General features: G+C 46.5%; 13 protein-coding genes. 8 read left to right on the forward strand and 5 right to left on the reverse strand.

All coding sequences use genetic code 11. The features are described from left to right. Nucleotides 1-96 precede the first annotated feature (96 nt). The 4 genes from N2K84_RS04710 to N2K84_RS04725 all read left to right on the forward strand — a co-directional run bounded on the left by N2K84_RS04710 (nt 97) and on the right by N2K84_RS04725 (nt 3,007). Nucleotides 97-552, forward strand: coding sequence for a hypothetical protein (locus tag N2K84_RS04710; RefSeq protein ID WP_282590626.1), 456 nt, complete (start codon nt 97-99; stop codon nt 550-552). Between the two features lie 50 nt (nt 553-602). Further along, a complete protein-coding gene (locus N2K84_RS04715) occupies nt 603-938 on the forward strand; it encodes a PadR family transcriptional regulator (RefSeq protein ID WP_282590627.1) in 336 nt (111 codons plus the stop codon). Between the two features lie 51 nt (nt 939-989). Next, a complete protein-coding gene (locus tag N2K84_RS04720) occupies nt 990-2,576 on the forward strand; it encodes a PspC domain-containing protein (protein WP_282590628.1) in 1,587 nt (528 codons plus the stop codon). A 227-nt stretch (nt 2,577-2,803) separates the two neighbouring features. After that, the gene (locus N2K84_RS04725) at nt 2,804-3,007 is read left to right on the forward strand and encodes a PspC domain-containing protein (protein WP_282590629.1); all 204 of its coding nucleotides are present in this window, start codon (nt 2,804-2,806) and stop codon (nt 3,005-3,007) included. 117 nt (nt 3,008-3,124) lie between these two features. Here the strand turns inward: N2K84_RS04725 and N2K84_RS04730 are convergent, their stop codons facing one another. Continuing rightward, nucleotides 3,125-4,285 (reverse strand): iron-containing alcohol dehydrogenase, encoded by a 1,161-nt coding sequence (locus N2K84_RS04730; RefSeq protein ID WP_282590630.1) that lies wholly within the window; start codon nt 4,283-4,285, stop codon nt 3,125-3,127. Between the two features lie 117 nt (nt 4,286-4,402). Between N2K84_RS04730 and N2K84_RS04735 the strand changes: the two genes are divergently transcribed. The 3 genes from N2K84_RS04735 (at nt 4,403) to N2K84_RS04745 (ending at nt 6,847) form a co-directional block, all read left to right on the forward strand. Beyond that, nucleotides 4,403-4,987, forward strand: coding sequence for a hypothetical protein (locus N2K84_RS04735; protein WP_282590631.1), 585 nt, complete (start codon nt 4,403-4,405; stop codon nt 4,985-4,987). Between the two features lie 100 nt (nt 4,988-5,087). Beyond that, nucleotides 5,088-5,798, forward strand: a complete 711-nt coding sequence (locus tag N2K84_RS04740; RefSeq protein WP_282590632.1) for a head GIN domain-containing protein — start codon at nt 5,088-5,090, stop codon at nt 5,796-5,798. Nucleotides 5,799-5,998: 200 nt separating this feature from the next. Continuing rightward, on the forward strand, nt 5,999-6,847 hold the full coding sequence (locus N2K84_RS04745; protein ID WP_282590633.1) for a tetratricopeptide repeat protein: 849 nt from the start codon (nt 5,999-6,001) through the stop codon (nt 6,845-6,847). A gap of 110 nt (nt 6,848-6,957) precedes the next feature. Here N2K84_RS04745 and N2K84_RS04750 read toward each other — a convergent pair whose 3' ends face one another. Beyond that, complete coding sequence (locus N2K84_RS04750) at nt 6,958-7,848, reverse strand: SMP-30/gluconolactonase/LRE family protein (protein ID WP_282590634.1); 891 nt, start codon at nt 7,846-7,848, stop codon at nt 6,958-6,960. 106 nt (nt 7,849-7,954) lie between these two features. Between N2K84_RS04750 and N2K84_RS04755 the strand changes: the two genes are divergently transcribed. Further along, nucleotides 7,955-8,602: a DUF2490 domain-containing protein gene (locus tag N2K84_RS04755; RefSeq protein ID WP_282590635.1), complete on the forward strand. Its 648-nt coding sequence runs from the start codon at nt 7,955-7,957 to the stop codon at nt 8,600-8,602. On the opposite strand, the gene N2K84_RS04760 is transcribed toward N2K84_RS04755, so the two are convergent. The 3 genes from N2K84_RS04760 to N2K84_RS04770 all read right to left on the reverse strand — a co-directional run bounded on the left by N2K84_RS04760 (nt 8,592) and on the right by N2K84_RS04770 (nt 15,347). Then, entirely contained in the window at nt 8,592-10,676 is a 2,085-nt protein-coding gene (locus tag N2K84_RS04760) for a TonB-dependent receptor (protein ID WP_282590636.1), read from the reverse strand. The genes N2K84_RS04755 and N2K84_RS04760 overlap by 11 nt on opposite strands. A gap of 140 nt (nt 10,677-10,816) precedes the next feature. After that, the gene (locus N2K84_RS04765; RefSeq protein WP_282590637.1) at nt 10,817-12,244 is read right to left on the reverse strand and encodes a RapZ C-terminal domain-containing protein; all 1,428 of its coding nucleotides are present in this window, start codon (nt 12,242-12,244) and stop codon (nt 10,817-10,819) included. Between the two features lie 106 nt (nt 12,245-12,350). Continuing rightward, nucleotides 12,351-15,347: a glycosyl hydrolase 115 family protein gene (locus N2K84_RS04770; protein WP_282590638.1), complete on the reverse strand. Its 2,997-nt coding sequence runs from the start codon at nt 15,345-15,347 to the stop codon at nt 12,351-12,353. Nucleotides 15,348-15,383 lie beyond the last annotated feature (36 nt).

Consider the following 15,383-nt stretch of genomic DNA (forward strand, 5'->3'; position numbering starts at 1 on the left):
ACAGAAACAGAAAACAAACAAGTTCTCAAAGCACACAGAAACAATTAGACATTAGAAAACAGAAACCGAAACAAAAAACAAACAGGAGACAAAGTCATGAAAACAATGAACAACAACCAGGAAAACAGAAACAATCAAGTAAGTCAAGCATTGTTGAGAAGCGCCGCCGTAGTGGTAAGTGTAGTTTTGTTGAGTTTTACCGTGAGCGCCCAGGGATTATGGAAACAGTTGTTAACTTACAACAGTTTCGGTAAAATGGCCATGCTAATGGTAAGTGAAGCTCAGGCAGCAGAAGAACCGGCCACGGCCGATGCATCCGCCTTCAATTTTGAACAGGCAACTGATGATGCGCTGGACGTAGAAAGCTGGATGACCGATGACACCTATTTTGGAGCGTTCAACCACTTTTTTGAAGTGGCTGCCGACGAACCGCTTGAGTTGGAAGAATGGATGACAAATGGCGCTTGCTTCGCCAATCGCATTGTATGCGAAAAAGATGAAGATTTGAAATTGGAAGCCTGGATGACCGATGATTATTACTGGGCTTTTTAGGACAAGCCGGCATTGAGGCGAACGATTACAGACTAAGAAAGGGGAATGTTATGAAAATTGAAAACACAAAAGCACAGATGCGTAAAGGGGTTTTGGAGTATTGCATCTTGTTGGTACTCGAGGGAAAACCCCTCTACGCCAGTGACATTATCGACGAATTGAAAAACTCGAAAATGATTGTCGTGGAAGGAACACTCTACCCATTGCTGACCAGGTTGAAAAATGACGGTCTGTTGGGTTACAAATGGGAAGAATCTACTCAGGGGCCACCGCGTAAATATTATGAGCTAACCGACGAGGGAAGACAATTCCTCGCAGAACTGGGCGGTTCGTGGGATGAGCTGGTGGAGGCCGTCGCTACTATCAAAACCAGAAAATCAGCATAACCAACATAACCAACTGACAACAAAGATACACACGCACAAAATTCCAAAGACATGAAAAAGACATTCACCATAAACATTAGCGGCAGTGTTTTTCACATCGATGAAGATGCTTACGAAAAATTGCAAAGCTACTTGCACATGCTGACCGGACATTTTGGCTCCGATGCTGATGGGCGCGAGATTTTACAGGATATAGAAGCCCGCATTTCCGAGCTGTTCAGCCAAAAAATGCAAGACGAAGAGAAAGACGTGATCATAGAACCGTGGGTTGATGAGGTAATTGCCCGAATGGGAAAGCCCGAAGACTTTATCGAAGCAGAAGAAATGGAAGATGTTCCGCCAGTCTCGGGAACCGTGAAAAGACGCATGTACCGCGATCCCGATCACCGTATCCTGGGAGGAGTTTGCTCGGGTATGGGCGCTTATTTTAACATCGATCCGGTGGTGCTGCGCATTATATTTTTCGTTCTGTTCTGGATGAGCGCCGGAATTGCGTTGCTGGTGTACATCCTGCTGTGGATTGCTGTTCCCAAAGCAAAAACAACGGCTCAGAGGCTGGAAATGCGCGGGCAGGAGGCCACGGTTTCCAACATCGAAAAATCAATTAAAGAAGAAGTTAAAGAAGTGAAGGAAAGCTACAAACGCTTTCGTGAATCAGACTCCTATAACAAAGGCCGCGAACATGTTTCGCGCTTTGGCGAAGTAACTTACAATATACTGAAGGTTACCTTGAAAGTGCTGGTAATTCTTTTTGGAGCCCTGCTTATTTTTGTCGGGTTTTTCGGGCTGGTTAGCTTTATCGCTTCCATGTTTGTTGGCCATTCCCTGATGAGCGCTGCCCCGTGGGTTGGTCATTGGGGCCCCGAATTTCATATGCCCGAAGTGGTCAACTTTTTTATTGCTCCAGGTTCCATGACAATCCTGATGATTGCAGTTGCGTTCCTGGTGGGAATCCCCCTTTTGGCGATTCTGTTTATCGGTACCAAAATGGTTTTTCGCTTCAAGTCGAATAACAAAATGGTATTTCTGGCCGGTTTGGGTGTTTGGTTAGTAGCATTAATTACTGTGATCACCGTTTCGTTGAGTCAGATTGACGACTACAGTAAGCGGACTACCGTGAGTCAGAGTCAGGTTTTGGATTGCCAGGGTTGCAAAACGCTCTACCTCGAATTGGGAGAAGATGTTTATAAGGACAACTACGGATACGAAATGGACCTGGAACGGATGAAGGTAATTTCTGAAAACGGGGAACCCATTCTGTTGGGAAACCCGCGGCTGGATGTAGAAAAAAGCAACAACAACGATTTTGTGATCCTGATCCGTAAGAAATCGCGTGGGAGCAGCCAGGAAACAGCCAATCAGCATGTAGAAGATATCGTTTATAATTTTACCCAAAAAGATTCGGTCCTTTATTTTGATCCCTATTATACCTTGGGAACTGGAAAACGCTGGCTGGGCCAGGAAGTAGACATCACTGTGAAAGTACCGGAAGGAAAGACCATCTATTTGGGTGAGGAAATGGTAAAGATCATTTACGACATCGAAAATGTGTCGAATACCTGGGATGGCGACATGGTGGGCAAATTCTGGGAAATGACACGTTTGGGGCTGGAAGAAAAGAAAAGCTTGGCGGAATAACCGATAACTTGCTGGATATATGCGATTATGAATCGCTTCTAGAAAATTGTTCTAATTGATTTGTGTCCTGTGGTTTTTGTTTTCCGGGGGTTGGCCTTGGGCCAGCCTTCGGCAGGGCACTACCAAACTGCGAAATAAAAAAAGCTCATGAAAACAATCGCAGTTAAAATCATGTTGGATTTTGGAAAAACAAAAACAGAAACAATAACCACTAAAAACAGAAAGCCATGAAACGACTTGCTAAATCTTACGACAGTGTGCTTGCCGGTGTATGCGGCGGTATTTCGGACTATATCAATCCGGGACTGGACCCCCTGATTGTGCGCCTGGCCTGGTTCATTATCAGTCTGTTCAACCCGCTGATGGTGCTCATTTACTTTATTTTGGCATTAGTGATGCCCTCTCCCGAAATTGCCGGAACGAAGCAGTGAATTGTCGGAAAACTGGCAGGGTCAGTTCTATTGCCCTTGCTATTTACTGTAAAAACAAAAAGCGGTGAAAGTTTAGCTCCTTCACCGCTTTTTGTATTATTTTGTCCGGTTGGTTTATTACAACCGGTTTTCCAGAATCAGCTTGATTTCTTCAGGGCCAATGTCGGCTTTTTCACCAATTTTAAAACCGCGTTCGGCAAAACGGTTCGTAATTTTTGTGATGCTTTCGCCCGGGACTCCGTATTCGGGCAGGGTGGTTTTAATGCCCACCGATTCAAAGAAACGGATAGTTGCCCGGATGGTTTTGTCGATTCGTTCATCAGGGGTTCCTTCAGCGATCCCCCAAACGCGTTCGCCGTACTGCAATAATTTGGCTTCTTTTTCTTTTCTGCGGATGTGCATGATCCCCGGTAGAACAATAGCCAGTGTTTGCGCATGGTCAATTCCGTGGAAGGCAGTCAGCTCGTGTCCGATCATGTGGGTCGCCCAGTCTTGCGGTACCCCAACAGCAATCATGCCGTTCAGGGCCATGGTAGCGCTCCACATAAAGTTGGCAGCCGCTTCGTAATCTGTGCGGTTGGCCAGTACTTTCGGGCCTTCTTCTACGAGGGTTTTCAGGATACTTTCGGCAAAACGGTCCTGCAGGGGAGAATTTACCGGGAAAGTGAGGTACTGTTCCATCACATGAACAAAAGCATCAACCACGCCATTGGCTACCTGACGTTCGGGTAGCGAGAAAATTACTTCCGGATCAAGGACGGAAAACTGAGGCATGACAGCCGGTGAACCAAAAGCCAGCTTTTCGTTAGTCTCAATTTTCGAAATTACAGCGTTTCCGTTCATTTCCGATCCGGTAGCGGGCAAAGTCAATACCGCTCCAATCGGCAGGGCTTTGGTTACCGGGCAGCTGCTGCTTTTGGCCAGAATATCCCAAGGATCGTTTCCTTCAAACAAAACTGCTGCGGCAATAAATTTGGTCCCATCGAGTACCGAGCCACCACCGACCGATAGCAAGTAATCAACTTTCTCGGCTTTGCAAATGTCCACGGCTTTCATCAGGGTTTCGAACTTTGGGTTGGGCTCAATGCCGCCAAATTCGATCAGGTTCAGCCCCTCTGTAGCAGCTTTTACCTGATCATAAACGCCATTTTTAAAGATGCTGCCGCCGCCATACGTAAGCATGATTTTTGCCTTTTCTGGCAATTCCTGCCGCATGTTAGCGATTTCGCCTTTTCCAAATAGAATTTTAACCGGGTTTTTAAACACGAAGTTGTACATATTCAGTTATTTTATGGTTTTTAAGAATGAATTTGTTTGATGTACAAAGTTATAAAATGAAAAGGAAACGGGATGTTAATAAGTTTAAAGGATTACTTTTGCTGAAAACCAACAGGTATGGAATTTCCGGATAAAGACAGTTTAAAAAGCCGTTATGAACACTATTCTGATGAACAATTGCTGGAGATACTGAAAAATCAGGCTGGTTATCAGAAATTGGCGGTTGAAGTGGCCGTTGAAGTTGCTTTGTCCCGGGGATTGATCAACAGCCGGGAGGATTTGCCGGAGCTGCAATTTCATGCTCAAAAAACAGCTGGATCGCCTATTTTTCCCAGATTGAATACCGCTTCCCAAACTCGGAAGGTGACAAAAAGCCTCATGCGTGTTGTGTATCTGGTAACCCTCTTTCCGCTCATTTATGCCGGGCTTGCTTATGCCGGCGGCAATCAACTGAATTTTATTGTTTTTGGCGGACTGGGCCTGAGCTGGGGGCTATTGGCTTATCAGGCTGGGCAAACTCACCGGGGCGGCTACATTTACCTCATGATGCTGCTGTTGGTTGCAGGACCTCTGTTATTTCTAATGCTGAACAAGTTTATGATGCAACCAGGTATTATCGATTTGCTCATTTGGGGACTGTCTTTTTTATTATTACTATACATTCTACTTTATTTGCGTCTGTTGTTTGCCCGCAGTAACTAAAGTTGATTTGCCTTTAAAAAACCGTCGTTCATCGAAAAGAATACGGCCATTGGCGCCGAAGAATGGTAATTTTGAAAGAGCAACAGTAATCTTTTATACCATGAAAAGCATCCTGATAAAGTTGTCGGCCCTTTTGTTGTTCGGTCTGGTTGTACTATTACAATCTTCCTGTGCTTCCCGTACCACGGGGACTGAAACGGAACGAAACTACGAAATTGGCAGTTTCTCCCAATTATATCTGAAAGGCAATTTTCGAATTGTGCTGGAGCAGGCCAAACAACCGGGGCTTCGAATTCAGGCTAATGAAGAAGCTTTCGATCATCTGGTTGTCGATCTTGACCCTTTTTCAAATCAACTTCGCATTACGCGGGAAAAGATCGATTTCCAACGCCCGGTTTTGTACATTCGGTTTGTTGCCCTGGAGAATATTCATATCGAAGGCGGTGTGAAGCTGGAAACCAAAGGCTATGTCGATCTGAACGAATTTCATCTCCGGGTAGATGGTGGCGCTACCTTGCGGATGCAGGTAAAGGCTGATTATATTGGTGTGTCAGGTTCTGGCGGTGTCAATTTTGTTTTTGAAGGAGTAACAGACCATTTTCAGGCACTTATTTCAGGTGTGGGCTACCTGGATGCAGGAAACCTGCAAGCCAGTCATGCCGATATCGAAATTGAAGGCGGCGGCTTTGCATTGGTAAATGCCTCCAATACCTTGAAAGCTACTGTTGAAGGAGTGGGAAAAATCCGCTATAAAGGCCATCCGCAGGTGGATAAGCGGGTGGAGGGCCTGGGGTCAATAACCAGCGAATAGCATCTTTTTCTTTCCGGTTTATTCAGGTTAATGGCTCTTACGGTTTTTTATTAATGAAGGGCGGCAGCTTTTGTACAGCATCTCCAGCTATATTTTTTGATAGGATATTAAATCATTATTGTTATTTTTGGGATTCAACCTGAAAAACAAATAAAATTTATCAAATCTTATTCAAAAATTGTATTTAAAAAGAACAGATTATGAAGCGTATTTTTTTAGTAATTGTATTCTTTTTGGGAGCGTATTGTGGCTTCGCGCAGGATGCAGCAGAAATGATTAACAAAGCCCAGGAGGCTTTAACAGCGAAAGATTATGCCAAAGCCTTTGAATTGTATGAGAATGCAATGAACAATTTGGGCGATGTGCAGGTGGATGCAGCGATCAATTTCAATATTGGTTTTGCTGCTTTCCAGGCCGACAAATATGAGGCAGCGATCAAGTATTTCGAAAAATCGATAGCTGCTGAAGCAAATGTAGCCGGTGCTTATGAATACATCGGTAACTCGTATGCCAAACTCAACAAAGCAGCCGAGGCTATCCAGGCCTACAACAAGGCAATCGAAGCTGGTTCGGATAAAGCAGGCAGCTTGTATTACAATGCAGGAATTGTTGCTTACAAAGGCAACATGCTTGAGCAGGCAGTTGAGCTTTTCGGAAAGGCCGTAGCTGAAAATTACAATGGTGAAACTGCTATGTATTACAAAGCGGTTTCGTTGAAAAAGTTGGACAAAGATGAGGATTACAAGCAAGTTCTAGTGGAAGGTGCTGAAAAATTCCCAGCAAATGACAAAATTACTTCAGCCCTTGCCAATGTGTATGTACAGGAAGGAAATGCCCTATACCAGAAAGGTGTAGCCATTATCAATGCTGCCAACGAAAAAGTCAATGCCGGTACTCTGAAAACTACTGATGCCGAGTATACCGCTGAGATTGATAAATCAAAAGTTGAGTTTAAAGCAGCTTTAGAAATCCTGGAAAAGGCTAAAGCGTTGGATGCTTCCAATGCCAATGCTGCTAAATTGATAGAAGCTTGTAAGGCTGTTATCTAAGCGCTGATTTTTTAGCCGAAAGAGAGGGCTGCTGTGTAAAACATGGCAGCCCTCTTTTGCATTTCGTAGAAGAGCAAACGAATAAATCAGACAATAAATCTACTGGGAGCTTAATTAACCCCTCTCACTTTCATCCCGATTTTATATACCGATGTACGTGCTGTGATAAACAACGTTTTCCGTTTTTTCCCGCCAAAGCAAACATTCGATGGTGTTTCCGGAATTTGCAGTTCGCCAAGTTTTTCCCCATTAAAAGAAAAAATTGACACTGCCTTATTGGTTAAATAAACGTTGCCTTGATGGTCAATCGTCATGCCGTCCGATCCTTCCGGCGCGAAGAATGTTTTATCAGCCAGGGTACCATCGTCCTGAATCCGGTATTTCCAGGTTTTCCTGGCATTGATATCGGCCACGTACAGCGTCTGGCCATCTGGTGAGCCGATAATCCCGTTGGGCATTTCGAAATCATCAATTACACGAGTCATTTCGCCGTTGGGTTTCACGCAATACACCCCCCGGCAATCCTGTTCCTGCTGATGCCCCTTGGGCCACCAGGGCCGATGGTAATAGCTGTCGGTGATGTATATGTTGCCGTTTGGGTGAATCCACAGATCGTTGGGGCCGTTCAGGTGTTTGCCGTCAAATCCGTCAACGAGGGTGGTTTTTTCGCCGTTCATGCTGATTTTGATGAGCTTATTGTGATAGTCGGCGCAGGCCACCAAATCTCCGTCAGCATGAAAGAAGAGTCCGTTTGCCCGTTCGCCATCCACCTCAAAGGTTCGGATTCCTCCGGTTTCGCTCCAGATGTATATTTTATTGTTGGGCTGATCAGTAAAAAAAATTTCGCCCAGCTGGTTAACTGCCGGTCCTTCTGTAAAGGCAAAGCCGGATGCGATTGTTTCAATAAACTTGCCTGCCGGTATCAGTTGCTTCAGGTTCTGTGAATGTCCGGTGAGGTTATAAATGAGCAGGATTGCAGATAATAAGATTGTTGGTTTCATGGAAAATTTGTGTTAATGGATTAGCTTTTCAAGGGTAAAGGTGAAGAATCTTTTCAGGAAAAGAAATACTTTCACGGCAGAACCAAAATAAATCTGCCCGAAAAGAATGAAAACACTTCTTGCCTTGATGCTGTTTTTGTCGGTTTTTGTCCGGACAAACGGACAAGAAAATAAAAATTTCTACCTATGGAATACAACGTCTGTTGTTGCCGGATTGTCCCCGAAATCAAGCTTGGAACTGAGTGTGAAAACTCATTATTTGCCCTCGGAAAATTTCAGGGATATGACTTATGCGGATCTCGCCGTGGGGCGCAAATTGAATAGCTGGTTTCAATTGGGTGTTGCCTTTCGGGTGTCGCAAATGCCCAAAGAAAACAGTGATGATATTTATGAATATCGTCCACAGTTTGTGACGAAAGTTTCGGCCACAACCCATGCGGTCAAATTCAGGACGACGAATCGATTGGAATACCTTTCGTTTAATTTTGGTGAGGCATTTTTTCGTTACTACCACAATTTATTTATCGACTTTCCAGCCTTGGCTTTCAAGATACCAAAGCCTTACCTGGGTGAAGAACTTTTTACCAAACTGAATGGGAATGGTGTTCATTTAGGCCGGCTATACGGTGGATTGCATGTTTGGGAGAGCGGTCATGTTGGTGTTGATCTGTTCTATGTTTGGCAAAAACTAAAATCTGCCGGTTACTGGAAAGGGGCCGATGTGTTGGGCTTGAATCTAAAGTTTAAGATGTAGGTCCGAAGAAATAGCGAATGGCTAGCCGGGCACTGTAATTTCGGGGTAGTCCGGGATAATAATATCGTGGCGACTGGTTGCCGAAGGCAGATGCATTGATCAGCACCATAGAAGCATAATGCGTATCTGTTATGTTATATGCGGCTCCTGCCAGGTTGAGTTCAACCTGTTTCCAGCGTTTCTGATAACTGATTATCAGGTTTAGCAGTCGGTAGGAATCGGTATAAACCGAATTGTCGTCCCGAAGCGGCATGGCGCCGGTGTAGCTGTATTGAAGGTTCATCCGGAATGATTTTTTCCAGCTGCTTTCCAATTCCAGATTTAGAAGTTTTCGCGGGCTGCCGGTAAGTTCGTTATCCGAGTAATCCGTTTCTCCATCGATAAAATCAATAAAATATGCCGGGGTAAAACTGCCGTTCACCGAGAAACTACCGGTTAGGGTAGGAGTGCGGACAAATTGATAGTTCAGGGCATATTCCATTCCGGGGTGTGCCGTTTTTCCGGCATTAATTCCTATCCAGGCGTCGTCAGCAGTTCGGCGGGCCACCAGCAGGTTGTTGATTTGCAGGTAGTAAACCGAAAGATCGTAGAAAAGTCCTTCGAACAGAAAACCACGGCTGCCAATCTCAATGTTCCAGCCGGTTTCAGGTTGAATGTCCGTGTTGCGCTGTCCGTCGGGAAGCAAGGTTTCTTCCAGACTGGGCGGTGAAAAACCGTGATTGACCGTTCCGTACAGCGCCAGATTTTGGGAAAAACGATAGTTGAATGCCAGGCGTGGCGACAGGACCAGGTCGAAACGGTGATTGGCCGACTGGTCGCCATCCGCCAGGAAAATGTCGGTATAGCGGTAGGATGTGTGGTTGATATTGAACCCTCCCGTTACACGAAGGTTACCGGATGGTTGATATTCGGCCTGAGTGAAAAAGTTGGCATACTTTCGTTTTTCGGTGTTTTCGGATAGAAGTTTGCCTTTTTCCCGCCCATCGTTCGCAAAAGTCGCCCAGTTGTAATCTTCAAAAAAGGTTTCGTTGCCGACGCTTATTTTCAGGATTTTATCCGAAAATCGGTAGGTTTTTTCTGCAATAAACCTTCCGCCAAAATACGCGTTGTTTTCTTGGAGGCGGTTAAACGGACGTAACTCATCATTTTTCCGGTGATTACCAAACAGGCTCAAGCGGGTAGTGAGGTTATTTTTCCAATCCGATTGCGTGGAAATTCCGGCCATCCATTTTTGGTAATCTTCGTAACCACGGATGGCTGCCCAGTTTGCGGCCGCTTTTTGTGGTGTGGTATGGAACGTTTCCAGGTCAATCGAACTGGGAATGTATGCCATCAAATCTGTATAATTCGCAATCAGGTTGATGAGATGGTTGTTCGCTTTTAGTTTCCCGATGTAGCTCAGGTTGGTGCGTTGGGTTTCGTTATTTTCCCGGTATCCATCGGTATTCAGCTTTTCCAGAAAGAAAGCGTTTTGAAATCTTTCATTGCCCATCGTCAGGTTGCTTCGATATAGCTGGTTGCCGAATGAGGAAAGGGTGCTTTCGGCCATAAATTTATTGGGTGAAAGGGGGTAAGAAAATAATAGGGTTCCGCCAAGTCCAGACCCGTAGTAGCCCGAGGCAGGCCCCTTGATAATTTCGACCCGGGAAATAGTGGCTTGGTCCAAATCTTCGATGGTGGTTTCGCCCACGCCGTTGGTCAGCGGAATATCTTCGTAATAAGCCCTCACTTTGTTGGTGGCGTAAGCCGAGCGGCTGCCTATACCGCGGATGGTGAGTCTGTTCGTGTTCAGGCTGCCGCTTTGCATATACACGCCTGGCACCTGGTTGATGGCTTGGGCGATGGTTTGCCCCGGATTTTGCTGGAGCTGGCTGGCCGACAGAACTGCAACTGCCCCGGGTGTTTCAACCAACCGGTGACCGTATCGGAAAGCCTGTACGGTAACCTCTTCAATGGGGAAATGGATTTCGGTTTGCAGGCTGTCTCCTTTTATTGTAGCAGCATTTTGCGCAGAAACTACCGCTGGAGATCCGAGCAGCAATCCGGCAACAACTAATCTGGAAAAGCCGTTCATCCGGTTATTTATCTTTTATTTTCTTGGGTTTGCAAAGCTTTTCTTCTTTTTTTGCCTTTTGTCCACATCTCTTGCAGTAATATTTTGGATTCTCAGGTTCTTTGTAATCGTCTTTTTTGCACGCAGTTTTGCTCATCACTCTAAAAGTCTTGTTCTCTGTGTGAAAGAACAATATTCACCGGGTAATTGTTTTTCAGGTGCTCCGCCAATTGTTCGGCGGCGTACACCGAGCGGTGTTGTCCGCCGGTACACCCAAAACTGACACTCAGGTGAGTAAACCCGCGCGAAAGGTAAGTTTTTACCGATTGCTCCACCAAGGTGAAAACATGCAGGAGGAATTCGGCCATTTCGGATTTGTTTTCCAAGAACTCAATTACTTCCGGGTCTTTACCGGTATGCTGCTTGTATTCATCATACCGACCGGGATTATGAATAGCCCGGCAGTCGAATATAAAGCCGCCGCCATTTCCAGACGGGTCTTCCGGCAGTCCTTTTTTGTAGGAAAAACTGGTGATACGGACTGTGAGTTTTGCCTGTTGTGCACCAATTTTCTTCAGAAAGGCAGATTTGCTGACAGCTTCGAGCACGTTGAAAAGTTCCGGTAATTTTTCGGGGATGTTGTTGTTTTGGAGCAAGTATTTCAGGTTTTCAAGGGCAAAGGGAATACTTTTCAGGAAATGTTCTTTCTTTTCGTAAAATCCGCGGAACCCGTAAGCACCCATGGCTTGCATGATGCGAATAAGCACATAACCGGTGAAGAAGGCTTTAAATTCATCTCGGTCAACGGTCATGTATTTCTCTAACTCGTCAAGGTAAAATTCGAGCAACTCGTTCCGCACTGATTGCGGGATATCGGCCTTGGCATCGTACAGCAGCGAGGCCAGGTCGTATTGCAGGGCACCTTTTCGTCCGCCCTGGTAATCGATAAAAGCCACTTTGTTGTCTCGCAACATGATGTTTCTTGATTGGAAATCGCGGAACATGAAGTAATCGGCGTCTGCAGCCAGCAGGTAATTGCTGAAGTGCTGAAAATCATCTTCCAGCGCCTGCTCGTCAAATGGTATTTTGGCCAGTTTCAGAAAGTAGTATTTGAAATAATTTAGGTCCCACATCATCGATTGTTTGTCAAAGGCCGCCCGCGGGTAACAATAGCCGTAGTTGATCCCCTTTCCTGCTTTGATTTGAATTTTGGGCAGCTCCCGGAGTACGCGTTTGTACACCTGTGCAATCTTGTCCGAAAAGCCTTCCAGCTCACGGGTGCGGCTTAGATAGTCAAACAAGGTGAGCGAACCCAGATCTTCTTGTATGTAGCAGGTCTTTTCCGCGTTCACGGCAAAAATTTCGGGAACATTAATACCTTGTTCCAGAAAGTGCTTCGAAAATTGGAGAAAAGCTTCATTTTCGCGGATATCGCTGTTATAGGCGCCAACGGCCTGGTTGTTTGGGCTTTTGATGCGGCAATATTCGCGGTAGGAGCCCGAGGGGGGCAACACTTCAAAAGCAGTCATTTCCTCTTCGAAATGGTTCTCATACAATCGGATGAGATCTTCTTTTATCGTAAAGTCCAAAGCTGATCAATTTAAGTTTACAAACAAAGATAAAAGAAAAACACGGCCCTGCCAGTTAAATCCGGGCAGTCCGTGTTTCGTTCCATATTTTGGATGCATCAATAAATTATTTCCTAATCGTTTCGGGCGGAAAAGCATAGCTTCCTTTCCATCCGCCAAGGTCGATTAAAATTTGGTCAATCATCACGCCGGGGTCAACCATCCAAACCTTCAGGTGGTGTTTGCCAGGAGCGGAAATTTGCTGCTTGGCTGATTTCACGGCGGCGTTTTTCAACACGTTTTGCTTCCACTCGTTGCTGCGGCCAAAGGTTTGGAAGTCGATAATGACCGGCTCGGCATCGTCGATCGCAACGGCGCAGCGTACACCCTTTCCTTCGTACAACGGGTGGGTTGGCACAATCTGAACCCGTACATCGGCTTCACCGAAATTGAAGGTGTAGAAATCGTATTCCAGCACCGGGCTGTTGGCTTTAATGGCTGCCGGGTCGGTTATCGATTCAGCCTGATATGCGCTGGTTGCAACCACCGCTCCCGAGTAGCCCAAACCGGGCCAAACCGTCCACGAAACGTCATTCCCGCTTTCGCTTTGGAAATTCTCAGCATTGATGGAAACATAGCCGTTGGCCTCAATAAAACCTTGGTAATTTTCCAACTCGGCAAATTTCGGGTTGTAAGTCGTTACGCCGATGTTGATGGTGGTGTCGGCTGTTGAGAAAGCGATGGAGCTGTTCACTTTGTATGCCGGCGGAATCAGTTGGTAGTCGTGGCCGAGCGGCGGCTCTTTGGAGTTCACTCCTTGCGGCACTTTATACCAGTCAATTTTCACCCAAATACGTTGCTCTTTTTCACCTTCTTTCATGCTTAGCTGGCCGTGGTCGGCCGAAAGCAAAATCCACGGCTCTTCGGCTTTGGCCTGCCAGCTCAGTTCACCTTCGCCTTTCAGAAAAACATCGATGTAAACCGAGTCTTTCAGGTAGCTGTTTAGCAGCGGCAATACGTCGGCATAGTTATTTTCGATGAGTTTGTTGGCCTCCATTTCGTAGCCTTCGAGGGCTAAGCCGAATTCCGGTTTGTCGGTTTTAGGAGGCAACGCATAGGCCGGTTTCGAGAATACCGGCAGGTTGCGCGGGCTCATGCTCATCATGTGTTTCCATTTACCGTTTTGCAGTTTGGTGTTGAAGTAGTCGGTTTCGGCTTTTATCCGGTTGAGAGCTGCTTCGGAGCGCGCTGCAAAATCGGTAGCACTGCTTCGTCCCTGGCGGGCAGCCAGTTCGTTTTTGTAGTGGTACAACCATTTTTGGTTCATCAGCGAAGCGCCGGTTACCGGGTAATACACCAGTTGGTAAAACGCATCCTGCAAACGGGCAGGAATGCCGCTTTTCAGCTTTTCAACCTGGCTAGAAAGACTTTCCCAAGCATTGAGACGTTTGGTCAGTTCGTCACCGTATAAAATCTGGTTCAGTTCGGTTGCACCAGGTTTGGTGGTAGGTTCGGTTTGGCTCCAGGCCATAAACTCGGGGCGGCGTTCCCAGCAAAGCTGGTAATAACACGTCATCAAGTGGTTCAGCTCGGCGGCTTTATTGTCGCCAAACAGTTTGCCCAGCCATCGCTGCTGGTGTTCACCAACTTCGTTGGTTGAGGGGAAACGCGTCATGTCCCAGGCCATGTCCATAAACAGCTCAATATGGTATTCCAGCGGTTTAATGTCGCCGCAGTTCAGAATCCACATGTCGCGGGCGTTCAGTTGGTAGGCTTTGTACATTTCTTCCCAAATCAGCGCCGGAGCAGTCGAGCTCAGCCACAGGTAATCGTGCGGGCGGCCCCAGTACGAAGCGTGGTAATAAATGCCCGAACCGCCGGGACGCTTCTGCTCCTCGGGCGTGCTGAACTGGCGAATGTAGCCGTAGTTGTCGTCGGTCCACATCAGGGTCACGTCTTCGGGAACTTTCAAGCCTTTCTGGTAGTAGTCGAGCACTTCTTTATAGGGAATGAAGGCTTGCGGAACAGTCTTCGGGTCTTGGCCGGTTTCGGTCTGCAGAATGGAGCGCTGGTCAGCAATCACGCGTTCAATCAGGGCCATTTGTTCGTCTTCGGTCAAATCTTTTGCATTCATAGGCGAGTCGTGTTCGCCGCGCATACCGATGGTATAAATATTATCGAATTTCGAAGTGCTTTTTACCCGGTCTTCGAACATTTGACGAATATTTTGCTCGTTTTTGTCGTAGCGCCATTCGCCCATCGTGTTGTGTTTCCACTCGGCATTCACGTTGCAAAGCATGGGTTCGCAGTGCGACGTGCCAACCACAATGGCATAGTCGTCGGCCGCTTGGGCGTTACCGTCGATGGTGTAAAAGGCCTTGGTACAACCATGCATGGCCGGCCAAATGGTATTGGCGCGGAGACGAAGCATCAGTTCAAAAATTTTGGCATAGGTTTTCGGTCCAATGTCGCGGGTTTCTGGTTCGAAGGTTTTGGCGGCCCAGGGCTGGAGCCCCCAGTCTTCGTCGTTCAAAAACAACCCGCGGAATTTTACCGAGGGTGAACCATAAGTTTTAGCTTCGATATTCAGGCTGATGCTTTTCCTTTTTTCGGGTTGAACGTCGGCCCACCATTCCCAGGCCGAAATGCCCATTTGGCGCGAAATTTCCAGCAAACCGTAGGCTGTTGCCCGGCGGTCGGAGCCGGCGATGACCAGTACCTTGCCGGTTCCGGCAAAAGGTTTGTCGAGCACCTGCATGCTCCAGCTTTCCCACTGGCCGGCGATGGCCGATACATCCAGTTTCTTTTCGTTAACCAGCTTATCAATCAGCTCGCTGCTGCCGATGGTTCCGGCTACAATCAGCGGTAAATTGCCTTTGGGCAGGCCGGTTTCAACTTTGGGCATTTGGCCGCAGACGTTTTGAATATCGTTGGCTAGCAAGTCAGTGGCGATATGCACCACTTTTGTCTCTTTATCGTCCATGTAAATTGAAGTGATTTTCCCCGGCGATGCCAGATCGAAACGGGTGGTTTTCGGCGCTTGTTGTGCCTGCGTAGTTGCTAAGAATCCGAATGTGAGAAGTACACAGAATCCGTTTCTCAGTTTTCGTTTGAATTGTTTCATTGTAAATCAGTAGATGTAGTTTGAACTCGAAAAATA

Source organism: Gaoshiqia sediminis (assembly GCF_025907915.1).
Classification (GTDB): domain Bacteria; phylum Bacteroidota; class Bacteroidia; order Bacteroidales; family Prolixibacteraceae; genus Gaoshiqia; species Gaoshiqia sediminis.

Bases quoted from the DNA above. Each gene is read 5' to 3' on its own strand.
- N2K84_RS04735 (WP_282590631.1), top strand. From the start codon at position 4,403: ATGGAATTTCCGGATAAAGACAGTTTAAAAAGCCGTTATGAACACTAT.
- N2K84_RS04730 (WP_282590630.1), bottom strand. From the start codon at position 4,285: ATGTACAACTTCGTGTTTAAAAACCCGGTTAAAATTCTATTTGGAAAA.
- N2K84_RS04715 (WP_282590627.1), top strand. From the start codon at position 603: ATGAAAATTGAAAACACAAAAGCACAGATGCGTAAAGGGGTTTTGGAG.
- N2K84_RS04770 (WP_282590638.1), bottom strand. From the start codon at position 15,347: ATGAAACAATTCAAACGAAAACTGAGAAACGGATTCTGTGTACTTCTC.
- N2K84_RS04720 (WP_282590628.1), top strand. From the start codon at position 990: ATGAAAAAGACATTCACCATAAACATTAGCGGCAGTGTTTTTCACATC.
- N2K84_RS04745 (WP_282590633.1), top strand. From the start codon at position 5,999: ATGAAGCGTATTTTTTTAGTAATTGTATTCTTTTTGGGAGCGTATTGT.
- N2K84_RS04725 (WP_282590629.1), top strand. From the start codon at position 2,804: ATGAAACGACTTGCTAAATCTTACGACAGTGTGCTTGCCGGTGTATGC.
- N2K84_RS04750 (WP_282590634.1), bottom strand. From the start codon at position 7,848: ATGAAACCAACAATCTTATTATCTGCAATCCTGCTCATTTATAACCTC.
- N2K84_RS04755 (WP_282590635.1), top strand. From the start codon at position 7,955: ATGAAAACACTTCTTGCCTTGATGCTGTTTTTGTCGGTTTTTGTCCGG.
- N2K84_RS04740 (WP_282590632.1), top strand. From the start codon at position 5,088: ATGAAAAGCATCCTGATAAAGTTGTCGGCCCTTTTGTTGTTCGGTCTG.
- N2K84_RS04710 (WP_282590626.1), top strand. From the start codon at position 97: ATGAAAACAATGAACAACAACCAGGAAAACAGAAACAATCAAGTAAGT.
- N2K84_RS04760 (WP_282590636.1), bottom strand. From the start codon at position 10,676: ATGAACGGCTTTTCCAGATTAGTTGTTGCCGGATTGCTGCTCGGATCT.